This window comes from Pseudomonas sp. NMI760_13 (assembly GCF_021283245.1).
In the GTDB taxonomy this organism is placed as follows: domain Bacteria; phylum Pseudomonadota; class Gammaproteobacteria; order Pseudomonadales; family Pseudomonadaceae; genus Aquipseudomonas; species Aquipseudomonas peradeniyensis.
Genome location: NZ_JAJSRC010000008.1, coordinates 23,594 through 46,887, shown reverse-complemented (window position 1 = coordinate 46,887; position 23,294 = coordinate 23,594). Strand labels below are relative to the sequence as shown.

The following is a 23,294-nucleotide window of genomic DNA, read 5'->3' as shown; positions in this document are numbered from 1 at the left end:
GTACTCAGATAAGCATGGCCCTACTGCAGATCGCCGAACCCGGTCAGAGCCCCCAGCCGCACCAGCGCCGCCTGGCGGTGGGCATCGACCTGGGCACCACCAATTCTCTCGTCGCCGCCGTGCGCAGCGGGCGCAGCGAGCCGCTGCCCGATGCCCAGGGTAGTGTCATCCTGCCGTCCGCCGTGCGTTATCTCGACAACGCTGTCGAAGTCGGCCTGGCCGCGCGCGAGGCTGCCCCCAGCGACCCGCTCAACAGCATCCTGTCGGTCAAGCGCCTGATGGGGCGCGGCCTGGCGGACGTCAAGCAGCTGGGCGAGCAACTGCCGTACCGTTTTGTCGGCGGTGAATCGCACATGCCGTTCATCGACACGGTCCAGGGCCCGAAAAGCCCGGTGCAAGTGTCGGCCGATATTCTCAAGGTGCTGCGTCAGCGCGCCGAGCAAACCCTAGGTGGCGAGCTGGTCGGCGCGGTGATCACTGTCCCGGCCTATTTCGACGACGCCCAGCGCCAGGCCACCAAGGATGCGGCCAAGCTGGCCGGCCTCAATGTCCTGCGCTTGCTCAACGAACCGACCGCTGCTGCCGTGGCCTATGGCCTGGACCAGGATGCCGAAGGCGTCGTGGCGATTTTCGACCTGGGCGGCGGCACCTTCGATATCTCCATCCTGCGCCTGACTGCCGGTGTCTTCGAGGTGCTGGCCACCGGTGGTGACACCGCCCTGGGTGGCGATGACTTCGACCATGCGATCGCTGGCTGGATCATCGAGCAGGCCGATTTGTCCGCCGACCTCGATCCGGCCACCCAGCGCCTGCTGCTGCAGACCGCTTGCGCGGCCAAGGAAGCCTTGACCGACAGTGACGCCGTCGGCGTCCAGCATGGTGCCTGGCAGGGCGAGCTGACCCGTGCCGCCTTCGAAGCCATGATCGAACCGATGATCGCCCGCAGCCTCAAGGCCTGCCGCCGCGCCGTGCGCGACAGCGGCATCGAGCTGGAGGAAGTCGGCGCGGTGGTCATGGTCGGTGGTTCGACCCGTGTGCCGCGTGTGCGCGAGGCGGTCGGCGCGCTGTTCGGCCGTACTCCGCTGACCTCGATCGACCCGGACCAGGTGGTGGCCATCGGTGCCGCCATCCAGGCCGACACCCTCGCCGGCAACCGTCGCGAAGGCGGTGAGCTGCTGCTGCTCGACGTCATCCCGCTGTCGCTGGGTCTTGAGACCATGGGCGGGCTGATGGAGAAGGTGATCCCGCGCAACACCACCATTCCGGTGGCCCGCGCCCAGGAGTTCACGACTTACAAAGATGGCCAGTCGGCCATGATGATCCACGTGCTGCAGGGCGAGCGCGAGCTGATCAGCGACTGCCGTTCCCTGGCGCGCTTCGAGCTGCGCGGCATCCCGGCCATGGTCGCGGGCGCGGCGAAGATCCGCGTGACCTTCCAGGTCGACGCCGACGGCCTGCTCAGCGTCGCGGCCCGCGAACTGGGTTCGGGGGTGGAATCGAGCATTCAGGTCAAGCCGTCCTACGGTCTGACCGACGGCGAGATCGCCCGCATGCTCAAGGACTCCTTCGAGCACGCCGGCTCCGACAAGCATGCGCGCCAGTTGCGCGAGCACCAGGTCGACGCCGAGCGCCTGCTCGAGGCGGTGCAGGGCGCCCTGGACGCCGATGGCGAGCGCCTGCTCAGCAGTGACGAGCGCGACGCGATCGAATTCCAGATGCAAGAACTACGTGATTTGCTGACCGGCACCGATGGCGCCGCCATCGAGCAACAGACCAAGCGTCTGTCGCAGGTGACCGATGCATTTGCCGCCCGTCGCCTTGATTCGACGGTCAAAGCCGCACTGGCCGGGCGCAACCTGAATGAGATCGAGGAGTAACCGATGCCGCTGGTGACATTCCTGCCGCATGAGAAGTTCTGCCCCGAGGGCTTGACCGTGGAAGTGCCGACCGGGACCAACATCCTGGAACTGGCCCACGACCATCACATCGAGATGGAAAGCGCCTGCGGCGGCGTCAAGGCCTGCACCACCTGCCATTGCATCATCCGCAAGGGCTTCGACTCCCTTGAAGAAGCGGACGAGCTCGAAGAGGACATGCTGGACAAGGCCTGGGGCCTGGAGGCGCAGTCGCGCCTGGGCTGCCAGGTGGTCGTCGGCGATGAGGACCTCACCATCGAGATCCCCAAATATTCGCTCAACCACGCCGCCGAAGCGCCGCACTGAGGGCCTGTACATGAGTCTGAAATGGGTTGATGTACTTGAGATCGCCATCCAGCTTGCGGAAAGCAAGCCCGAGGTCGATCCTCATTACGTGAATTTCGTCGATCTGCGCGCGTGGGTCATGGCTCTGCCGGACTTCGATGACGATCCGTCGCGTTGCGGCGAGAAGGTTCTCGAGGCCATCCAGGCGGCCTGGATCGAAGAAGCCGACTGAGCGCACGCCGCAGGTTAGGCAATCCCCTGGAACCCGCGTATAATTCGCGGGTTTAATTTTTCGCAACACTCATATTTCTGGAGTTTTCCATGGCTGTTCAACGTACTTTCTCGATCATCAAGCCTGACGCCGTCGCTAAAAACGTCATCGGCAAGATCACCACTCGCTTCGAAGAAGCCGGCCTGAAAATCGTCGCTTCGAAAATCAAGCAACTGTCCAAGGCCGAAGCCGAAGGCTTCTACGCCGAGCACAGCGCTCGTGGCTTCTTCGGTGACCTGGTTGCCTTCATGACTTCGGGCCCTGTCGTTGTTCAGGTTCTGGAAGGCGAAAACGCCATCGCTCTGAACCGTGAGCTGATGGGCGCCACCAACCCTAAAGAAGCTGCTCCAGGCACCATCCGTGCTGACTTCGCCGAGTCGATCGACGCCAACGCCGTTCACGGTTCGGACTCCGAAGCTGCCGCTGCTCGCGAAATCGCTTACTTCTTCGCTGCTACCGAGGTAACCACTCGCTAAGCGAAAGCTTACGGGTGAGGGTGAATCCATGACGACATCGACTGACAAGATCAACCTGCTGGGGCTGACCCTGGCGGAAATGGAACAGTTCTTCGACTCAATCGGGGAGAAGCGCTTCCGTGCCGGTCAGGTGATGAAATGGATTCACCATTTTGGCGTCGATGATTTCGCCGCCATGACCAATGTCGGCAAGGTCTTGCGCGAAAAGCTCGAGGCCGTTGCCGAGATTCGCGGTCCGGAGGTGGTCAGTGAAGACATTTCCGCCGACGGTACCCGCAAGTGGGTGGTCCGCGTTGCCTCCGGCAGCTGCGTCGAGACCGTCTACATCCCCACCGACGATCGCGGCACCCTGTGCGTGTCGTCGCAAGCCGGCTGTGCCCTGGACTGCAGCTTCTGCTCCACCGGCAAGCAAGGCTTCAACAGCAACCTCACCGCCGCCGAAGTGATCGGCCAGGTGTGGCTTGCCAACAAATCCTTCGGGACCGTCCCGGCCAAGATCGACCGCGCCATCACCAACGTGGTCATGATGGGCATGGGCGAACCCCTGCTGAATTTCGACAATGTCATCGCCGCCATGAAGATCATGATGGAAGATCTGGGCTATGGCATTTCCAAGCGTCGCGTCACCCTGTCCACTTCGGGCGTGGTGCCGATGATCGACGAGCTGGCCAAGCACATCGACGTGTCGCTGGCCCTGTCGCTGCACGCGCCGAACGACGAGCTGCGCAACAAGCTGGTGCCGATCAACAAGAAGTACCCGCTGAAGATGCTGCTGGAGTCGTGCATGGGCTACATGTCCACCCTCGGCGGCAAGCGCGTGCTGACCATCGAGTACACCCTGCTCAAGGACGTCAACGACCAGCCCGAGCACGCCGCGCAGATGATCGAACTGCTGCGTGATGTGCCGTGCAAGATCAACCTGATCCCGTTCAACCCGTTCCCGCACTCGGGCTACGAGCGACCGAGCAACAATGCCATCCGTCGCTTCCAGGACCTGCTGCACCACGGCGGCTTCAACGTGACCACGCGCACCACCCGCGGTGACGACATCGACGCCGCCTGCGGTCAGCTGGTAGGTCAGGTCAACGACCGTACCCGCCGCAGCGAGCGCTACATCGCCGTGCGCCAGCTGGCTGCCGACGAGCCGCAAGACAGCGCCGCGCGCCCCTGACGAGCACCTGCCCCATGAGCCTGCGCGCCGCGCTGTCGATCCTGACGCTTTCGCTGCTGGCCGGCTGCGTGTCCGGCGGCGCGGGCGACCCCCTGGCCAGCCGCCAGGGGCGTGAGGCGGCGGGGCAGGCCTACGTGCAGTTGGGGCTGGGGTATTTGCAACAAGGTTTGACCGAGCGCGCCAAGGCACCGCTGGGCAAGGCCCTGGCCCTGGACGCCCGTGACGCCGAGGCTCATGCAGCACTGGCCCTGGTGTTCCAGGCCGAGGATGAGCCCGCATTCGCCGGCGAGCACTTCGCCAAGGCCTTGGCCATCCGCCCGGATGACACACGAATCCGCAACAATTACGGCAGTTTCCTATATGCTCAGGGCCGTTTCGACGAAGCCCGGGCGATGTTCCTCCAGGCTGGGGCCGATACCCTGTATCCTGAGCGTTCCCGCGTGTACGAGAACCTGGGGCTCACCGCCCTGAAGCAGGGGCAGGGTGATCAGGCGCGTGCCTACCTGGAAAAAGCCCTTCGGCTCAATCCGCGGCAACCGAAGGCATTGCTCGAAATGGCTGAGTTGTCCTACGAAAACAGGCATTATGTGCCGGCCCGGGATTACTACGATCGATTCAGCCAGCTGAGTGACCAGGATGCCCGCAGCCTGCTGCTCGGCCATCGCCTGGCACTCGCCCTCGACGAACAGGGCACCGCGACCCGTTTGGGCCAGCAATTACAACGACTTTATCCCGGTACGCCGGAATATCAGCAATACCTGTCGGAGCAACGATGAAAGCCGCGCACACTGAAGTAGCAGCAGCGACTCGCCAGAACCCCGGTGATGTCTTGCGCCAGGCCCGCGAAAAACGCGAATGGAGCCAGGCCGAGGTCGCTCGCAAGCTCAACCTCACGGTATCTTCGCTGAACAACCTGGAAAACGGCGCCTTCGACAAGCTGCCCGGGCACACCTTCGCCCGTGGCTACATCCGCGCCTACGCCAAGCTGATGGACATGGACCAGGCGCCTCTGGTCGAGGCCTTCGACCAGATCACCGGCACCCACGCCCAGGGCAGCGAAGTGCACGCCCTCGGCCGCATCGAAGAGCCGGTGCGCCTGTCGCACAACATCCTGCGGGTGGTCAGCCTGTTGCTGCTGGTCGCGGTGGTCGGCGGTGGTTTCTTCTGGTGGCAGGACCAGAGCAGCCTGCGCGGCAAGGACCTGGCCAAGATCGCCCTGGAGCACGTCGAGGTCGAGAGCGCCGACGGCACCACGCAGATTCATCCGCTGGACGAGCCGGAAGACCAGGCCGTGAGCGAAGGCCAGCAGCCCGAGGGCCAGGCCCTGCCACTGGAGCCGAACGCTACCGAGCAGGCGCCGGTCACCGAGGCCCAGGCGCCAGTTGCGCCTGTGGCACCCGCCGCGCCAGCCACCAGCGCGGCACCGGCACCGACGGCCGCCGCACCTGTGGCACCGGTTGTCGCGCCAGCCGCTCCTGCAGTGGCCGCGCCTGTCGCCGCCGCGCCAGCCGCCCCCGTCGCTTCGAGCGCACCGGCTGCGCCCGCTGAAGTCGCCCCGGCCGGCACCGCCAAGGTCCATATCCAATTCACCGCCGATTGCTGGACCCAGGTCACCGACGGCAACGGCAAGGTGCTGTTCAGCGCCATCAAGCGCAAGGGCGACAACCTGGAACTGACCGGCAAGCCACCGTTCGCGGTGCGCCTGGGCTTCGCCCGCGGCGCCCAGGTGAGCTACAACGGCCAGGCGGTCGATGTCGCCCCGTTCACCAGTGGCGAAACCGCTCGCCTGAAGTTGGGACAGTAAGTCATGCACGGCGAATCTCCGATCAAACGTCGCGAATCCCGCAAAATCTGGGTCGGCAATGTGCCTGTGGGTGGCGATGCGCCCATCGCGGTGCAGAGCATGACCAACACCGACACCAACGATGTCGCCGCCACCGTGGCGCAGATCCAGCGCCTGGTCGATGCCGGCGTGGACATCGTGCGGGTCTCGGTGCCGGACATGGACGCCGCCGAGGCGTTCGGCAAGATCAAGAAGCTGGTCAGCGTGCCGCTGGTCGCCGACATCCACTTCGACTACAAGATCGCCCTGCGCGTGGCCGAACTGGGCGTCGACTGCCTGCGCATCAACCCGGGCAACATCGGCCGTGAAGACCGTGTGCGCGCCGTGGTCGACGCGGCACGCGACCGCGGCATCCCGATCCGCATCGGCGTCAACGCCGGTTCCCTGGAAAAGGACCTGCAGAAGAAGTACGGCGAGCCCACCCCGGCGGCGCTGGTCGAGTCGGCGCTGCGCCATGTCGAGCACCTCGACCGCCTGGACTTCCAGGACTTCAAGGTCAGCGTCAAGGCCTCCGACGTGTTCATGGCCGTCGAGGCCTACCGCCTGCTGGCCAAGCAGATCATCCAGCCGCTGCACCTGGGGATCACCGAAGCCGGCGGCCTGCGCTCGGGGACGGTGAAATCCGCCGTCGGCCTAGGTATGCTGCTGGCCGAAGGCATCGGTGACACCATCCGCATCTCCCTGGCCGCCGATCCGGTCGAGGAAGTGAAGGTCGGCTACGACATCCTCAAGTCGCTGCACCTGCGTTCCCGTGGCATCAACTTCATCGCCTGCCCGAGCTGCTCGCGGCAGAACTTCGATGTGGTCAAGACCATGAACGAACTGGAAGGGCGCCTGGAAGACCTGCTGGTACCGCTGGACGTGGCGGTGATCGGCTGCGTGGTCAACGGCCCGGGCGAGGCCAAGGAATCGCACGTGGGCCTGACCGGCGGCACGCCGAACCTGGTCTACATCGATGGCAAGCCATCGCAGAAGCTGAACAACGACAACCTGGTCGACGAGCTGGAAAAGCTCATCCGCCAGAAAGCGGCCGAGAAGGCCGAGGCCGACGCGGCGCTGATCGCCCGCGGCTGAGACACAGATTCGTAAGGACTACTCGTGAGCAAATCGCTGCAAGCCATTCGTGGCATGAACGACATCCTGCCCGACCAGTCGCCGCTGTGGCGCTATTTCGAGGGCACCGTGGCCGGCTTGCTGGACAGCTACGGCTACAGCCAGATCCGCACGCCGATCGTCGAGTTCACCGAGCTGTTCAAGCGCTCGATCGGTGAAGTCACCGATATCGTCGAGAAGGAGATGTACACCTTCGAGGACCGCAACGGCGACTCGCTCACCCTGCGCCCCGAAGGCACCGCGGCCTGCGTGCGTGCCGTGCTTGAGCACGGCATCACCGGCAACGGCCAGGTGCAGAAACTCTGGTACATCGGCCAGATGTTCCGTCACGAGCGTCCGCAGAAGGGCCGCTACCGCCAGTTCCACCAGATCGGCGTTGAGGTGTTCAACCTCGATGGTCCGGACGTCGATGCCGAGCTGATCATGCTGACCTGGCGCCTGTGGGGCCTGCTGGGCATCCAGGACGCGGTCGAGCTGCAGCTCAACAGCCTGGGCACCAGCGAAGCCCGCGCCCGCTATCGCGACGCGCTGGTCGAGTTCCTCTCGGCTCGCCTCGAGCAACTGGACGAGGACAGCCAGCGCCGCCTGAAAAGCAACCCGCTGCGCATTCTCGACAGCAAGGACCCGAACACCCAGGCGGTGCTGGTCGGCGCGCCGAAGCTGGAAGACTACCTGGACGAAGAATCCCGCGTGCACTTCGAGGGCCTGAAGGCCCGCCTCGACGCCGCCGGCATTCCGTTCGTGATCAATACCAAGCTGGTGCGCGGCCTGGACTACTACAGCAAGACCGTGTTCGAGTGGGTCACCGACAAGCTCGGCGCCCAGGGCACCGTCTGCGCCGGTGGCCGCTATGACGGCCTGGTCGAGCAGATGGGCGGCAAGCCGACCCCGGGCGTTGGTTTCGCCATGGGCATCGAGCGCCTGATCCTGCTGCTGGAGACCCTGGGCAAGGTGCCCGAGTCGATCAGCCGCACCATCGACGTCTACCTGTGCGCCTTCGGCGAGCCGGCAGAACTGGCCGGCCTGCGCCTGAGCGAAAGCCTGCGCGATCGCCTGCCGGGCCTGCGCCTGGCAGTCAATGCCGGTGGCGGCAACTTCAAGAACCAGTTCAAGAAAGCCGACAAGAGCGGCGCGCTGTTCGCGCTGATTCTGGGCGACGACGAGCTCGAGAAACAGCAGATCGGCCTGAAGCCCCTGCGTGGCCAGGGCGAACAACAGAACATTGCCTGGGATGCGCTTGCCGCGCACCTGGAAACCGCGATCGCCCAGGCGTGACGCGGTCTGACAACGAATAGGCGAATAGGAGTATTGGGGTGTCGAGTACCGATGATGAGAGCCTGGCAGCAGCCAAGGACTGGTGGAACCGCAACGGCAAGCCGCTGCTGACCGGCGCCCTGCTGGCCGGCGTGGTGGTGTTGGGCTGGCAGACCTGGCACAAGTACCAGGCCAACCAGTCCCAGGGCGCCTCGGTGCTGTACCAGGCGCTGCTGGAAACCTCGTTGACGCCTGACGGCAAGCCCGACGCGAGCAAGGTCGCCGAGCTGTCCGGCAAGCTCAAGAGCGAGTTCGGCGGTACCGCCTACGCCCAGTACGGCAGCCTGTTCGTGGCCAAGGTCGCGGTCGAGAGCGGCAAGCTTGACGATGCGGCCAGCGAGCTGAAGGGCGTGCTGGACAAGCCGGCCGACGCCACCCTCGGCGAGATCTCGCGCCAGCGCCTGGCCCGCGTGCTCGCGGCCCAGGACAAGGCCGAGGACGCGCTCAAGCTGCTCGACGGCGACACCGACAAGGCCTTCCTGGCCAGCCGCGAAGAACTCAAGGGCGACCTGCTGGTACAGCTGGGCCGCGCCGACGACGCGCACAGCGCCTACGAAAAAGCCAAGGCCGCGCTGTCCGACGACGCCGCGATCGGTGGCCTGCAACTGAAGCTGGATGACCTGGCCAAAGGGGACGCCTGAAGTGAAGGGTTGGAAACAAGCAGCAGTGCTCACCCTCGCCGTGCTGGCGGCGGGTTGCAGCAGCAACAGCAAGAAGGAACTGCCCCCGGCCGAGCTGACCAAGTTCACCGAGGAAGTGGTGCTGAAGAAGCAGTGGAGCCGTTCGATCGGTGACGGCCAGGGTGAGACCTACAACACCCTGGTACCGGCCATCGAGAACGACCGCATCTACGCCTCCGACGTCAACGGCGAGGTCTTTGCGCTGAACCGCATCACCGGCGACGTGGTGTGGAAGAAGGACCTCGAGCTGCCGGTTTCCGGCGCCGTGGGCGTGGGCTACGGCCTGGTCATGCTGGGAACCCTCAAAGGCGAGGTCATCGCCCTGGATTCCAGCACCGGCGAGGAGCGCTGGCGCTCGCGCGTCAGCAGCGAAGTGCTGGCGCCGCCGGCCAACAACGGCGACGTGGTGGTGGTACAGACCCAGGACGACCGCCTGGTCGGCTTCGACGCCGCCACCGGCGACCGTCGCTGGATCTACGAGAACAGCCCGGCCGTGCTGACCCTGCGCGGCACCGGCGCGCCGGTGGTGACCAACCGCCTGGCCGTGGCCGGCCTGTCCACCGGCAAGGTGGTGGCGGTCGACATCAGCAACGGCGTGCCGGTGTGGGAGAGCCGCGTGGCGATTCCGCAGGGCCGTTCCGAGCTGGACCGGGTGGTGGACATCGACGGCGGCCTGCTGCTGTCCGGTGGTACCCTGTACGTCGGCACCTACCAGGGTCGCGTCGCCGGCCTGGAGCTGGAAAGCGGTCGCGTGCTGTGGCAGCGCGATGCCTCCAGCTACGTGGGTGTCGCCCAGGGCTTCGGCAACGTCTACGTAAGCGAAGCGTCGGGTACCGTGCAAAGCGTCGACGAGCGTTCCTCCAGCTCGCTGTGGAGCAACGACTCGATGGCTCGCCGTCAGCTGTCGGCGCCGGAAGTGTTCTCCAGCTATGTGGCGGTGGGCGACTTCGAAGGTTACCTGCACCTGCTCAGCCAGGTCGATGGCCGCTTCGTCGGCCGTGAGCGTATCGACAGCGATGGCCTGCGCGCCCGACCCCTGGTGGTCGGCGACACCATCTACGTCTTCGGCAACAGCGGCAAGCTCGAGGCACTGACCATCCGCTGAAGCTATGCTTGAGCTCGCTCGCGGGCTCAGGCCGCGGCGCATGAAGCGTCGCTCGAACTCCGGCCGCTGCCTTGCAGCGGCCTTTGCATTTTCAAGAATTCAAGAGTGGAGAGCCGCATGGTTCCCGTAATCGCCCTGGTGGGCCGGCCGAACGTCGGTAAATCCACCATGTTCAACCGCCTGACCAAGACCCGCGACGCCATCGTCGGTGACCTGTCGGGCCTGACCCGTGACCGCCAGTACGGCGATGCCAGCTGGCAGGGTCGTTCGTACATCCTCATCGACACCGGCGGTATCACCGGTGACGAAGTGGGCATGGACGAGAAGATGGCCGAGCAGTCGCTGATGGCCATCGAGGAAGCCGACTACGTGCTGTTCCTGGTCGATGCCCGTGCCGGCATGACCGCCGCCGACCAGATGATCGCCGATCACCTGCGCAAGCGGAACAAGGAAGCGATCCTGGTCGCCAACAAGATCGACAACATCGACCCCGATATCGCCCGCGCCGAGTTCTCGCCGCTGGGCATGGGCAACGCCATTCCGGTGGCGGGCTCCCAGGGCCGTGGTATCAACGCCCTGATGGAGTCGCTGCTCGGCCATATTCCCCGTGATCCCGAGGAAGAAGCCCTCGACGAGGATGTCGCCGAAGGCGAGGAAGCCACGCGCATCCCCGGCCCGAGCGAGAAAGACGGTATCAAGATCGCCATCATCGGCCGCCCCAACGTGGGCAAGTCGACCCTGGTCAACCGCATGCTCGGCGAAGAGCGCGTGGTGGTGTACGACCAGCCGGGCACCACCCGCGACAGTATCTACATCCCGTTCGAGCGTGATGGCGAGAAGTACACCTTCATCGACACCGCCGGCGTGCGCAAGCGCGGCAAGATCCACGAGGAAGTCGAGAAGTTCTCGGTGGTGAAGACCCTGCAGGCGATCAAGGACGCCAACGTGGTGATCTTCGTCATGGACGCCCGCGAAGGCGTGGTCGACCACGACCTCAACCTGCTGGGCTTCGCCCTGGACGCCGGCCGCGCCGTGGTCATCGCCCTGAACAAGTGGGACGGCATGGAGTCGGGTGAGCGCGACTACGTGAAGACCGAGCTGGAACGCCGGCTGTTCTTCGTCGACTTCGCCGACATCCACTTCATCTCGGCGCTGCACGGCACCGGCGTGGGCCACCTGTACAAGTCGGTGCAGGCCGCGTTCAAGTCGGCGGTCACCCGCTGGCCGACCAGCCGCCTGACACAGATCCTCGAAGACGCCATCAGCGTGCACCAGCCGCCGCTGGTCAACGGTCGCCGGATCAAGCTGCGCTATGCCCACCTCGGTGGCGCCAACCCGCCGCTGATCGTGATCCACGGCAACCAGACCGACAAGATCCCCAACTCCTACTCGCGTTACCTGGAGAACACCTACCGCCGGGTGCTCAAGCTGGTCGGCACGCCGATCCGCATCGAGTACAAGGGCGGTGACAACCCGTTCGAGGGCAAGAAAAACACCCTCACCGATCGCCAGGTCAACAAGAAGCGTCGCCTGATGTCGCACCACAAGAAGGCCGAGAAGAAGCGCCGCGACAAGCGTTAACAACCGCTTGGCGTGCCTTCCCAGGCCGTGCGCCCCCTGTAGGAGCGGCCTTGTGCCGCGAAAGGGCTGCGTAGCAGCCCCAGGGTTCAGAATGCGCTGCAAGGAAGCCGGGGCTGCTTTGCAGCCCTTTCGCGGCACAAGGCCGCTCCTACAGGGATGTGCGTAAATCCTGATCTCCCCCTACACGTTGACCCACCGCAATCCCCCTATTGTTTCAACCTTTTTCCTGACTGCTCGATCCGCTATGCTCGGACCCAACCCCGTGCCGGACAAACCCCAGGAAAGAGGGCTCCATGATCCGCAGCAAACTGCCGAACGTCGGCACGACCATCTTCACCACCATGTCGCAACTGGCCATGCAGACCGGTGCGCTCAACCTCTCCCAGGGCTTCCCTGACTTCAACGGCCCCCAGGCCTTGCTCGATGCCGTCGGTCGTCATGTGGCCGCCGGGCACAACCAGTACTCGCCCATGACCGGCCTGCCGGCACTGCGCCAGCAGGTGGCGGCGAAGATCGCCCGGCTGTACGGCGCGAATGTCGATGCCGACCAGGAGGTGACCATCACCCCCGGTGCCACCGAGGCGATCTTCTGCGCCATCCAGGCGGTCATCCATGCCGGCGACGAGGTGATCGTCTTCGACCCCAGCTACGACAGCTACGAGCCGTCCGTGGAACTGGCCGGCGGGCGCTGCGTGCATGTGCCGCTGACCGACGGCAGCTTCAGCATCGATTGGCAGAAATTCAGCGATGCCCTGAGCCCGCGCACGCGCATGGTCATCCTCAACTCGCCGCACAATCCCAGCGGCGCGCTGATCAGCCGCGAAGACCTGGACCAACTGGCCAGGCTGATCGGTGACCGCGATATCTACCTGATCAGCGACGAGGTCTACGAGCACCTGATCTATGACGGCGTGCACCATGCCAGCGTGCTGGCCCACCCGCAGCTCTATTCGCGGGCGTTCGTGGTCAGCTCGTTCGGCAAAACCTACCACGTCACCGGCTGGAAGACCGGCTATGTGGTCGCTCCGCCGGCACTGGGCGCGGAACTGCGCAAGGTACACCAGTACGTCAACTTCTGTGGCGTGACCCCCTTGCAGTGCGCCCTGGCCGACTTCATGGCCGAGCACCCCGAGCATATCGACGAGCTGCCGGCCTTCTACCAGGCCAAGCGCGACCTGTTCTGCGACCTGCTGCAGGCCTCGCGTTTCACCTTCACCCGTACGCCGGGCACCTATTTCCAACTGGTGGACTATTCGCAGATCCGGCCCGACCTGAACGATGTCGACATGGCCCTGTGGCTGACCCGTGAGCATGGCGTGGCCAGCATCCCGGTGTCGGTGTTCTACCAGCAACCCATCCCCGAGCAACGCCTGGTGCGCCTGTGCTTTGCCAAACGCGAGGAGACGCTGCGCCAGGCAGCGGAGAAACTATGCGCGATCTGAGCCAACTGCCGAACCTGAAAATCGCCCTGGTGCAGACCACCCTGGCCTGGCACGACCGCGAGGCCAACTACGCGCACTTCGAGGAACTGATCGGGCAGGCCGGCGAGGTGGACCTGGTGGTCCTGCCGGAAATGTTCACCACCGGTTTCTCGATGGAGTCCGAAAGCCTGGCGGAGCCGGAGAACGGCCCGACCTACAAGTGGCTCAAGGCCCAGGCGAAAAAAGCCAACGCGGTGATCACCGGCAGCGTGATCATCCAGGCCGCCGACGGCAGCCACCGTAACCGGCTGCTGTGGGCACGGCCCGACGGTGAGATCCTGCACTACGACAAGCGTCACCTGTTCCGCATGGCCGGCGAGCACAAGCACTACACCCCGGGCGAGCGCCAGGTGCAGTTCGAGCTCAAGGGTTGGCGGATCCGCCCGCTGATCTGCTACGACCTGCGCTTCCCGGTGTGGAGCCGCGACGCCCAGGACACCGACTTGCTGCTGTACACCGCCAACTGGCCGGCGGCGCGGCGCCTGCACTGGAACCGCCTGCTGCCGGCGCGGGGCATCGAGAACCTGTGCTTCGTCGCGGCGGTGAACCGGGTGGGCACCGATGGCAAGGGCTTCGCCTATTCCGGCGACAGCCAGGTGCTGGACTTCCAGGGCGAGAGCCTGCTGAGCGCGGGTGAGGCCGACGGGGTGTTCACCGTGGTGCTGCGGGCTGCGGAGCTGGCAGCGTACCGGGCGCGGTTCCCGGCGAACCTGGATGCCGATACCTTCGAATTGCATTGAAGGTCATGAGGCGCTTTCGCGGCACAAGGCCGCTCCTACAGGAGATCGCAACCCCATGTAGGAGCGGCCTTGTGCCGCGAAAGGGGCGCAACGCGCCCCCAGGGATGTGACTGTTCAATACACGTCTCGCCGATATCGCCCATCCTCGATCAACTGCTGCACGACAGCTTCACCCAGCATCCCCTGCAACGCCGCATCCACCCCGGCAGCCATCCCTTGCAGGCTCCCACAGACATACACGCAAGCGCCGTCATCCACCCAGCGCTTGAACTCGGCGGCCTGCTGCAACAGCACGTCCTGCACATAGATTTTCTCGGCCTGGTCCCGCGAAAACGCCAGGTCCAGTCGTTGCAGATCGCCGCTTTCCACCCAGCCTTGCAGTTCCTCACCGCACAGCAGATCGTGCGCCCGGTTGCGTTCGCCGAACAGTAGCCAGTTGCGTTGTTCGCCCCCGGCAATCCGGGCCTTGAGCAGGCTGCGCAGACCGGCCAGGCCGGTGCCATTGCCGATCATTACCAAGGGCGCCGACTCGGCGGGCAAATGGAAACCGCTATTGCGACGCAGGCGCGCGCTGACGCTGCCTTGCAGCGGCAGGTATTCGGTCAGCCAGCCGGAGCCCAGGCCGAGGTTGCCATCGGCGTGGCGTTCCTGTCGCACGATCAGCTCCAGCACGCCATCGCTGGCGATGGAGGCAATCGAGTATTCACGGGCGGTGAGCGGGATCAGGGCATCGACCAGTGCCTGGGCATGCAGTCCGACCAGATGTTCGCGGCTGACCGGCAACTGGCGGGTGGCCAGGGCCTGCACCAGGGTTTCCTGCAGGTCGTCGAGCTGCACCGGGCTGCCTGGGTCGAGGCCCAGGCCGGCAAGGAAGGCATCGACACGAGGCTGGCCGTTGCGCGGCAGGATCTCGATCAGGTCGCCGGCTTCCCAGGTCGTCGGCGCTACTGCCTGAAGGCCCAACAGGTAGACCGGCGCGCCCTGGCTGCCCGGGTTGATCCGTTCGCGGCGCAACAGTTGCCAGTTGCCGAAGCTCGGCGGCTGCCAGGCGGCGACCGGGCGGGCGCCAGTGAATTGCGTCAGTTCCTGTTGCCACAGCTGCAGCGCGGCGGGGTCGGCGTTGTCCACCTCCACCGGGCTGAAGGCGCAGGTGGCGCCGCGTTCGCCGAGCCAGGCCTGGAGCCGGCGGGCGAAGCCGCAGAAGTGCGGGTACTGGCGGTCGCCCAGGGCCAGCAGGGCGAAGTCCAGGTGATCCAGCGGCCAAGGTTGGCCGAGCACCTTGCGCTCGAATCCACGGGCGCTGTCCGGGGCCTCGCCGTCGCCGAAGGTGCTGACCACGAACAGCGCGCGGTTGGCCTGGCGCAATTCGGCCTCGCCCAGTTCGGCCAGCGGGCGTACCTGCACCGGCAAGCCGGCGGCTTGAAGTTGGCCGGCGCTCTGCCAGGCGAGCTGCTCGGCAAAGCCGCTCTGGCTGGCGAAACCGATCAGCCAGCTGTCGCCGTCGTTCGCCTGAGCGGCCACCGCGCCACGGGCGGCGCGGACCTGGCGCTTCTTGCGCCGGCGGTCGAGGTACAGCAGCCAGCCGGTGACGAAGAACAGCGGCATGGTCAGGCTGGCGAGGGTGACGATGATCCGCCCCGGCAGGCCGAAGTAGCTGCCCACGTGCAGGGCATAGACGCTCTGCAGCAACTGGGCCTTGAACGACTTGTCGGTGTAGCGCTCGTGACGCTTGACCTGGCCGGTGGCCGGGTCGAGGGTGAGGGTGTTGAGGGCGCGCTCGTGGTCGGCGCCCTGCAGCAGGTAGAACAGGGTCGCCGGTTGCCCGCCGGCCGGCGGCAGGCGCAGGTTGTAGGTGGACAGGCCAGGGCCTGCGGCGGCCTTGAGGTTGGTCCAGATGGCCTCGTAATCGACAACAAGAGGCGGAGCGTTCTTGTCGGCCTTGGGCGGCCCATGGCGACCGCCACGGCCTTCGCCACGCTTCTGCTCGCCCGCCGCAGGCTGGTCGGCCAGCAGGCGATTGAGGCCTTCGCGGTACCACTCGTAGGACCAGAACAGCCCGGTCAGGGCGAACAGCAGGTAGAACACCAGGCACCAGGTGCCGAACACCGCGTGCAGGTCCCAGTTGAAGGCACGGCCTTTCTTCGCCCAGTCCAGCGTCAGCCAGGTCCGCCAGTTCAGTGCCTTGCGCGGCCAGCGCAGGTACAGCCCGGAGAGGCAGAAGAAGATCAGCATCAGGGTGCAGGCACCGGTGATCTGCCGGCCTGTGTCGCCCATGGCCAGGAACCGGTGCAGGTTGAGCATGAGGTTGAAGAAGCCCAGGCCGGCGACGTCACCCTTGAGCTCGCCGGTGTACGGATCGGCGTAGCGCAGCGCACCGCGTCGCTCCCCGGGTGCGGGGGTGAAGAAGATCCGTGCGGCGTTGCCTTCGCGGATATCGACCCAGAGCATGGAGACCTTGTCGCCTTGCGCGGCCTCGACCCGGCGCACCAGCTCGGCCGGCGGCAGCACGCCTTCCTGGCGTACCTCGACCTTGAGCACCTCGGCGTTGAACGCGCGCAGCAGTTCTTCCTGGAACGACCAGATCGCGCCGGTCACGCCCATCAGCGCCAGCACCAGGCCGGCGGTGATGCCAAAGAACCAGTGCAATTGGAACAGCGTCTTCTTCACCACATCGATCACCTTGTATTGCCGCCAGGAACTGCGCGGCGTGCATTATGCCTTGGTACGCAAACGCCCCGTTCACGGGAATGAACGGGGCGGGGTGTCCTGTGCCGGCCTCTTCGCGGGCAAGCCCGCCCCCACAGGTACAGCACTGACCTTCGGAGCGGTGGCGAACCTGTGGGGGCGGGTTTACCCGCGAAGAGGCCAGTGCAGACGCCGCTTACATCAGAAGTGCACGCTGGTGGTCAGCAACGCCGTGCGCCCTGCCGCCTGGTTGGCGAAGTGGGTGGAGTAGGCCTTGTCGTAGTAGACCTCGTTGGTGAGGTTCTGCACGTTCAGCTGCAGGTCGATGTTCTTGGTCAGCTTGTAGGCGGCCATGGCGTCGTAGCGTACGTAGCTGTCGACCATGGTGGTGTTGGCCACGCTGCCGTAGACGTCATCCACATAGAAGGCGCCGCCGCCGACAGTCAGCTTCGGCGTCAGCTGGTAGGTGGTCCACAGGCTGGCGCTGTTGTTCGGCGTGTTGGGCAACTGGTTGCCGTCGTTCGCCTTGCCCAGCGGGCCACCGTCGATCTGGCGGGCCTGCATGTAGGTGTAGCCGGCGAACACCTGCCACTTGTCGGTCAGCTTGCCGCTGGCCGACAGCTCGATGCCTTGCACACGGGTTTCACCGACGTTCTCGTAAGTGTTGGTGTTGACCTGGACCCGGGCGTTCTCCTTCTCGGTGCGGAACAGCGCCGCAGCCAGGGACAGGCGCTGGTCGAGCAGGTCCCACTTGGTGCCGAGCTCGTAGTTGGTGGTTTCTTCCGGCTCCATGTCACTGCCCAGCAGGTTGCCGGAACGGTCGGTGGTGTTGCCCAGCGGGTTGCCTTCGGTGCCCTCGCCGAGCATGGCGCCAGGCGGCGTGGCGGAGGTGGCGTAGGACACATAGATGCTGCCGTTGTCCGCCGGTTTCCACACCAGGCCCAGCTGGCCGGTGATGAACTCGCTGGTGTCCGAGCCTTTGGCGGGTACGCCCTTGCTGCTCACCGCGGTGCTGCCGTCGGCATTGTAGCCACGGTAATCGGTGTCGAAGTGGTCATAGCGCAGGCCCATGTTCAGCAGCCACTGCGGGGTCAGCTCCAGGGTGTCGAACACATAGAGTGCGCGAGTCTTGCTGTTGGTCCTGGTGCCGGCGTAGTTGCGCTCGACCGTGCCGACCCAGTTGTCGTCCGGGTTCGGGTTGTCCAGCGAGGTGCAGCTGCCGCCGCTGCCCGGGCCGGTGCAGGTGAGCTTGCTGTTGGGGGTAACGGTGTAGCTCTGGCGGTCGGACTCTTCCTTGGTGAACTCGACGCCGGTGGAGAAGCTGTTCTTCAGGCCGCCCAGGTAGAACTCGCCGAACAGGTCGGTCTGGTTGGTGGTGGTGGCGGTGTTGCCCACACGGCTGTTGGCGCGACGCCAGACACCGTTGTTGTTGACGTTGCCGGCGCTGTCGTCGGGCTGGGTCAGCACGTAGTCCTGCATGCTGTTGCCGTGGCGCAGGGTGTTCTTGATGGTCAGCGTGTCGGTCAGGTCGTGCTCGATGGCGAAGGTCGCGATATCGACACGGGTCTTACGGAAGTCGCGTCCGGTCAGGCCGTAGAAGTTGTCGCTGTCGCCACCGTCGACTGGTTTGTCCGGATGCGCCGAAGTCCGTGCGGTGCTGCCTGCACGGGGCACGCTGTAGGGGATGCCGGAGTCCGGCAGGTCGTCGCTTTCCAGGTGGTAGTAGTCGAGGTTGACGCGGGTCGGCGTGCCCAGGCCGAAGGCCAGCGAGGGGGCGATGCCCCAGCGGTCGTAGTTGACCTTGTCGCGACCGGCGACATTGCTTTCGTGGGTCATCAGGTTCAGGCGCCCGGCAACGCTGTCGCTGAACTGGTAGTTGCCGTCGAAGGTGTAGCGTTGAGTCTGGTCGCTGCCCCAGGTCCAGGCGCCGTCCAGCGAGTTGCCCAGGTGCGCGCGCTTGCTCACCAGGTTGATGGTGCCGCCTGCGGCGCCACGGCCACCGACCGCCGAGTTCGGCCCCTTGGCCACTTCGACAGACTCGATGGCGAAGATTTCGCGGGTCTGGGCACCCGTGTCGCGCACGCCGTCCAGGTAGGTGTCGCCCTGGGCGTCGAAGCCACGGATGAAGGGACGGTCGCCTTGCGGGTTACCGCCTTCACCGGCACCGAAGGTGATACCCGGCACGGTGCGCAGAGCATCCTGCAGGGACATGGCGTTGGTGTCCTTGATCACCTGCTGCGGGATCACGGTGACCGACCGTGGGGTGTCCACCAGCGGCGCGGTGTACTTCTGCGACGAGGCCTTGTCGACCTTGTACTCGGTGCTTGCCTGTTCGGCCTTGCCATTGACGCTGGTGGCGTCCAGGGTGATGGCGGTATTGGCGGCCGGGTCGGCGGCATAGGCCGAGGTGGCGGTGATCGCCATGCCGATGGCGGAGGCGAGCAGACGTGGTGAACTCACAGCAGATGGCACGTGACGCATTGTTGTAGACCTTCCCCAAGGTATGAAGGCCGCGGAGCATAATGTAAGTGATTGTAACGAACAATTGAGAAGCGTTTACATTCACCATAAATTTACATTCTTTACAATTTCGCCTTACGGTTTTTACGGTCTCATCCGTCGTGCCATGGATAAAGGGCTTGTGGTAGGTAAAAGGGAATCAATATCATTGGCGCTCCTTCAGTCATACCTGGTGCCGCCGCCATGCTGCTTCATATTCCCGGGCTGTTCGACGCCGACGAGATCTCGCGCATTCGCGAGGCCCTGGAGCAGGCCGACTGGGCAGACGGCAAGATCACCGCGGGGTACCAGTCGGCCAAGGCCAAGCACAACCTGCAGTTGCCCGAGGGCCATGCGCTGGCCAAGGAGATCGGCAATGCGCTGATCGAGCGGCTGTGGCGCAATCCGTTGTTCATGTCGGCGGCCCTGCCGCACAAGGTGTTCCCGCCGCTGATCAACTGCTACCGCGAAGGGGGCAATTTTGATTTCCACATCGACAACGCCCTGCGCCAGCCCAAGGGCAGCCCGGAGCGGGTGCGCACCGACCTGTCCTCGACGCTGTTCCTCAGCGATCCGGACAGCTACGACGGCGGCGAGCTGGTGATCCAGGACACCTTTGGCGTGCGCGAGGTCAAGCTGGCCGCCGGCGACCTGGTGCTGTACCCCGGCACCAGCCTGCACAAGGTCAACCCGGTCACTCGCGGGGCGCGCTATGCGGCGTTCTTCTGGACCCAGAGCCTGGTGCGCGAGGACAGCCAGCGCACCTTGCTGTTCGAGATGGACAACGCGATCCGCCAGCTCACCGCCGATGTGCCCGAGCATCCGTCGCTGCTGCAACTGACCGGTACCTATCACAATCTGTTGCGCCGCTGGGCCGAGGTCTGAGCCGTGTCCTATCAGTTGCGTCGTGAAGAGGTGGTGGATGTTGCCGGGTTGCAGGCGATGCTCGAACACAGTCCGGGCCAGGCCGCCCAGGCGATCCTGGCGGCGGCGGGGCAGGGGGTGGTCGAGGCGCAATTGTTGCTTGGGCAGATCCTGCTCGATGGGCGCGGTATCGAAGAGGATGCCGGCGTGGCCCGCCGTTGGTTCGCCATCGCCGCCCAGGGTGGCAGCGCCATGGCGCACAACATGCTCGGCCGTTGCCTGGAGCACGGCTGGGGTGGCGAGGTGGAGCTCGCGCAGGCGGCCATTCACTATGCCCGTGCGGCCGACGCCGGCCTGGACTGGGGGATGTACAACCTGGCCAACCTGTTGGCCACCGGGCGCGGGGTGCCGGCCGACCAGGCCCAGGCGTTGATGTGCTACGAGAAGGCCGCGCAGCTGGGGCATGCCAAGTCGATGAACCTGTATGGGCGCTACCTGGAGCAAGGTATTGCCACTGCGCCAAGCCCTGCCCGGGCCGTGCGCTGGTATCGGCGCTCGGCCGAGGCCGGGGATTTTCGCGGGATGTTCAGCCTGGCGCTGGTGCTGGTCGAGCGCGGGGAAATCGGCGAGGCCGGGCCATGGCTGGAGCGGGCCAGGGTCGAGGGCAACCTGAATTTCCTGCGCAGTGCGTTGGTGACGTTGCAGGGGGCGGGGCCGGCGCTGATGGTCCATGCGGCGCGCTATGCCGAGGAGATCGAACGAAGGCCGGCGCCACCCCTGTAGGAGCGGCCTTGTGCCGCGAAAGGGCCGCGCAGCGGCCCCAGGTTTTCAGCGTTGACGCATCAATCGCCGGGGCCGCTGCGCAGCCCTTTCGCGGCACAAGGCCGCTCCTACAGAGCGGGGCAGGGCGGCAAATGAAAACGGGGCCTTGCGGCCCCGTTGTGCATTACAGGTAGTAGGCCTTCAGCGGCGGGAAGCCGTTGAACTCCACCGCGCTGTAGCTGGTGGTGTAGGCGCCGGTGGACAGCCAGTACAGGCGGTCGCCGATGGCCAGGTTCAGCGGCAGGCCGTACTTGTAGTTCTCGTACATGATATCGGCGCTGTCGCAGGTCGGGCCGGCGATCACCACTTCCTCGGTCTCGCCTTTCTTCTCGGTCCAGATCGGGAACTTGATCGCCTCGTCCATGGTTTCGATCAGGCCGGAGAACTTGCCCACGTCGGTGTAGATCCAGCGCTCGACGGCGGTACGCGACTTGCGCGCCACCAGCACCACTTCACTGACCAGGATGCCGGCGTTGGCGATCAGCGAACGGCCTGGCTCGAGGATGATTTCCGGCAGGTCGTCGCCGAAGTCTTCCTTGAGGAAGCGGATGATTTCTTCGGCATAGGTCTCGAGGCTGTTGGTGCGGGTGATGTAGTTGGCCGGGAAGCCGCCGCCCATGTTGATCAGCTTCAGTTCGATGCCGTCTTCTTCCTTCAGGCGCTCGAAGATCACCTTGACCTTGGCGATGGCCGCGTCCCACACGCTGATGTCGCGCTGCTGGGAGCCTACGTGGAAGGAGATGCCGTAGGGCACCAGGCCCAGGTCGCGGGCGAGGATCAGCAGGTCCATGGCCATGTCGGTCTGGCAGCCGAACTTGCGCGACAGCGGCCAGTCGGCGGTGGTGGAGCCTTCGGTGAGGATGCGCACATAGACTTTCGAACCCGGCGCGGCCTTGGCGATGTTGCGCAGGTCCGCTTCGGAGTCGGTGGCGTACAGGCGCACGCCCTTCTCGAAGAAGTAGCGGATGTCCTTGGACTTCTTGATGGTGTTGCCGTAGCTGATGCGATCGGCGCTGACGCCACGGCCCAGCACCTTGTCCAGCTCGTAGATCGAGGCGATGTCGAAGCTCGAGCCTTTTTCCTTGAGCAGGTCGATGATCTCGACCGCCGGGTTGGCCTTGACCGCGTAGTAGACCTTGGCGAACTCGAAACCGGCGCGCAGGTCGTCATAGGCCTGGCTGATCATCTGGGTATCGATGAGTACGAACGGGGTTTCCTGCTTGTCGGCGAACGCCTTCATTTTCTGGAAGGTGTCACGCGCAAAGTAGTCTTCGACCTGGATCGACATGCTCAAGGGCTCCATGGGCAAACTGAAAAGATAAGTGGCAGCAAACTGAACGTCCTCCGTATCCCCACTTTGGTTCGCCTACTTCCCAAGGCATGTCGCCGAAAGCAAAAAGGTCAACCGTGCCAGGGAAGGGCGGCGGGTGACCTTGCTGTCTCGTCGTCAGTACTTGAGCCGGATGGATCGTTTCCAGCATGGACGTTCGGCGCGCACTTTAGGACGTGAAAACCGCAAGATCAACAGGCAGGTCCGGGGTGTTCGTCGTGTATCGATGCCCCACCGCTGCAATAACCGACCGATGCGTGGCGTGGATGTTCCGGAAAAGGCCACAAGCGTTAAAAATTGTGGAATAGGTGGCGATCTGGTCGCGAACGGCTGATAGCTGGGTTCTTTGCATGTTGGCTGGCTTTCGCCGCGAAAGAGCCGAAGAATCGGCAGAAGACCGTTTGTCGGGGTTGTGTGGTGAACGGGGTTTTTCCGGAGAGTGTTCATATTTATGGCCACGGCGCGACGCCCGTCATTTTTTTCGAAATCGCCATAAATTTTTTGTTACCGACACCGGAAACCACCCTTGGTCGGCTCAAGAATGGGCCGATTGCCGTCCTTGATGAGAAACATTACTATTCGCGACCTCATCTGCCTCCCTGACGACCCCGAACGTGTCCGGACACAAAGGCTTCCTCGACCACTACCATGAGCTGATCGGCACCTGGACGCGCAAGTTGCGCAGTCGTCAGCAGGCCGAGGACCTCGCTCACGACGCCTTTGTCCGGGTTCTGGAAAACCCCAACGAGCAGGTCGAGCAGCCGCGTGCCTACCTGCACCAGACCGCCCGCAACATCGCCGTCGATGGCTTTCGCCGCGAGGACCGTCGCCAGGCGCTGGAACTTGAGGCGTTCGCCGACGGCGCCGCCAATGGCAGCGACCCGGAGGCCTACGTGCATGCCCTGGAACTGGCCGACAGCGTCGAGCGGGCGCTGGCCGAACTGCCGCTGAACTGCCGCCGGGTGTTCATCTGGCAGAAGCTCGAGGGCCTGACCCAGGCAGAGATCGCCGAGCGCATGGGTTTGACCAAGAACATGGTCGAAAAGTATATGATCCGCACGCTCCGACATCTGCGTGAGCACTTGGATGTGTCGGCCAGATGAGTCAGGAGAGCCCAT

At 64.8% G+C, this 23,294-nt stretch carries 20 protein-coding genes; 17 read left to right on the top strand and 3 right to left on the bottom strand.

What is annotated here, in order from left to right; genetic code table 11:
- The first annotated feature begins 14 nt into the window (after nt 1-14).
- From hscA to LU671_RS10790, 14 genes are all read left to right on the top strand, one after another.
- A complete protein-coding gene (gene hscA / locus LU671_RS10855) occupies nt 15-1,877 on the top strand; it encodes a Fe-S protein assembly chaperone HscA (RefSeq protein ID WP_203650716.1) in 1,863 nt (620 codons plus the stop codon).
- A 3-nt stretch (nt 1,878-1,880) separates the two neighbouring features.
- Nucleotides 1,881-2,222, top strand: a complete 342-nt coding sequence (gene fdx / locus LU671_RS10850) for an ISC system 2Fe-2S type ferredoxin (protein ID WP_028689592.1) — start codon at nt 1,881-1,883, stop codon at nt 2,220-2,222.
- 10 nt (nt 2,223-2,232) lie between these two features.
- Nucleotides 2,233-2,433: a Fe-S cluster assembly protein IscX gene (gene iscX / locus LU671_RS10845; RefSeq protein WP_028689593.1), complete on the top strand. Its 201-nt coding sequence runs from the start codon at nt 2,233-2,235 to the stop codon at nt 2,431-2,433.
- Nucleotides 2,434-2,522: 89 nt separating this feature from the next.
- Complete coding sequence (gene ndk / locus LU671_RS10840; RefSeq protein ID WP_011532343.1) at nt 2,523-2,948, top strand: nucleoside-diphosphate kinase; 426 nt, start codon at nt 2,523-2,525, stop codon at nt 2,946-2,948.
- A 28-nt stretch (nt 2,949-2,976) separates the two neighbouring features.
- Nucleotides 2,977-4,119 (top strand): 23S rRNA (adenine(2503)-C(2))-methyltransferase RlmN, encoded by a 1,143-nt coding sequence (rlmN, locus tag LU671_RS10835; RefSeq protein WP_028689594.1) that lies wholly within the window; start codon nt 2,977-2,979, stop codon nt 4,117-4,119.
- 14 nt (nt 4,120-4,133) lie between these two features.
- Nucleotides 4,134-4,895, top strand: coding sequence for a type IV pilus biogenesis/stability protein PilW (gene pilW, locus LU671_RS10830; protein WP_232855675.1), 762 nt, complete (start codon nt 4,134-4,136; stop codon nt 4,893-4,895).
- Complete coding sequence (locus tag LU671_RS10825) at nt 4,892-5,923, top strand: RodZ domain-containing protein (RefSeq protein ID WP_232855674.1); 1,032 nt, start codon at nt 4,892-4,894, stop codon at nt 5,921-5,923. Before pilW ends, LU671_RS10825 begins: the two co-directional genes overlap by 4 nt.
- A 3-nt stretch (nt 5,924-5,926) precedes the next feature.
- A complete protein-coding gene (gene ispG, locus LU671_RS10820) occupies nt 5,927-7,036 on the top strand; it encodes a flavodoxin-dependent (E)-4-hydroxy-3-methylbut-2-enyl-diphosphate synthase (protein ID WP_011532347.1) in 1,110 nt (369 codons plus the stop codon).
- Nucleotides 7,037-7,060: 24 nt separating this feature from the next.
- Nucleotides 7,061-8,350, top strand: coding sequence for a histidine--tRNA ligase (gene hisS / locus LU671_RS10815; RefSeq protein WP_232855673.1), 1,290 nt, complete (start codon nt 7,061-7,063; stop codon nt 8,348-8,350).
- A 38-nt stretch (nt 8,351-8,388) separates the two neighbouring features.
- A complete protein-coding gene (locus tag LU671_RS10810; RefSeq protein WP_203650721.1) occupies nt 8,389-9,030 on the top strand; it encodes a tetratricopeptide repeat protein in 642 nt (213 codons plus the stop codon).
- Nucleotides 9,005-10,174 (top strand): outer membrane protein assembly factor BamB, encoded by a 1,170-nt coding sequence (gene bamB, locus LU671_RS10805; RefSeq protein ID WP_189656930.1) that lies wholly within the window; start codon nt 9,005-9,007, stop codon nt 10,172-10,174. Before LU671_RS10810 ends, bamB begins: the two co-directional genes overlap by 26 nt.
- Before the next feature lie 117 nt (nt 10,175-10,291).
- Complete coding sequence (gene der / locus LU671_RS10800) at nt 10,292-11,755, top strand: ribosome biogenesis GTPase Der (RefSeq protein ID WP_203650724.1); 1,464 nt, start codon at nt 10,292-10,294, stop codon at nt 11,753-11,755.
- Nucleotides 11,756-12,048: 293 nt separating this feature from the next.
- A complete protein-coding gene (locus LU671_RS10795) occupies nt 12,049-13,197 on the top strand; it encodes a pyridoxal phosphate-dependent aminotransferase (RefSeq protein WP_232855672.1) in 1,149 nt (382 codons plus the stop codon).
- On the top strand, nt 13,185-13,976 hold the full coding sequence (locus LU671_RS10790) for an amidohydrolase (RefSeq protein WP_203650728.1): 792 nt from the start codon (nt 13,185-13,187) through the stop codon (nt 13,974-13,976). Before LU671_RS10795 ends, LU671_RS10790 begins: the two co-directional genes overlap by 13 nt.
- A gap of 114 nt (nt 13,977-14,090) precedes the next feature.
- Here LU671_RS10790 and LU671_RS10785 read toward each other — a convergent pair whose 3' ends face one another.
- Nucleotides 14,091-16,646: a PepSY domain-containing protein gene (locus tag LU671_RS10785; RefSeq protein WP_232855671.1), complete on the bottom strand. Its 2,556-nt coding sequence runs from the start codon at nt 16,644-16,646 to the stop codon at nt 14,091-14,093.
- Between the two features lie 216 nt (nt 16,647-16,862).
- Nucleotides 16,863-19,142 carry a TonB-dependent receptor gene (locus LU671_RS10780; RefSeq protein WP_232855670.1) on the bottom strand — a complete coding sequence of 760 codons (2,280 nt, stop codon included), beginning with the start codon at nt 19,140-19,142 and terminating at the stop codon, nt 16,863-16,865.
- A gap of 222 nt (nt 19,143-19,364) precedes the next feature.
- Between LU671_RS10780 and LU671_RS10775 the strand changes: the two genes are divergently transcribed.
- Both LU671_RS10775 and LU671_RS10770 read left to right on the top strand, forming a co-directional pair.
- Nucleotides 19,365-20,045 carry a Fe2+-dependent dioxygenase gene (locus LU671_RS10775; protein WP_232855669.1) on the top strand — a complete coding sequence of 227 codons (681 nt, stop codon included), beginning with the start codon at nt 19,365-19,367 and terminating at the stop codon, nt 20,043-20,045.
- Between the two features lie 3 nt (nt 20,046-20,048).
- Nucleotides 20,049-20,807 (top strand): tetratricopeptide repeat protein, encoded by a 759-nt coding sequence (locus tag LU671_RS10770; protein WP_232855668.1) that lies wholly within the window; start codon nt 20,049-20,051, stop codon nt 20,805-20,807.
- Nucleotides 20,808-20,970: 163 nt separating this feature from the next.
- On the opposite strand, the gene LU671_RS10765 is transcribed toward LU671_RS10770, so the two are convergent.
- On the bottom strand, nt 20,971-22,134 hold the full coding sequence (locus LU671_RS10765) for a type III PLP-dependent enzyme (protein ID WP_110735754.1): 1,164 nt from the start codon (nt 22,132-22,134) through the stop codon (nt 20,971-20,973).
- Nucleotides 22,135-22,790: 656 nt separating this feature from the next.
- Here LU671_RS10765 and LU671_RS10760 point away from each other — a divergent pair.
- Nucleotides 22,791-23,279 (top strand): sigma-70 family RNA polymerase sigma factor, encoded by a 489-nt coding sequence (locus tag LU671_RS10760; RefSeq protein ID WP_203650742.1) that lies wholly within the window; start codon nt 22,791-22,793, stop codon nt 23,277-23,279.
- The last annotated feature ends 15 nt before the right edge of the window (nt 23,280-23,294 follow it).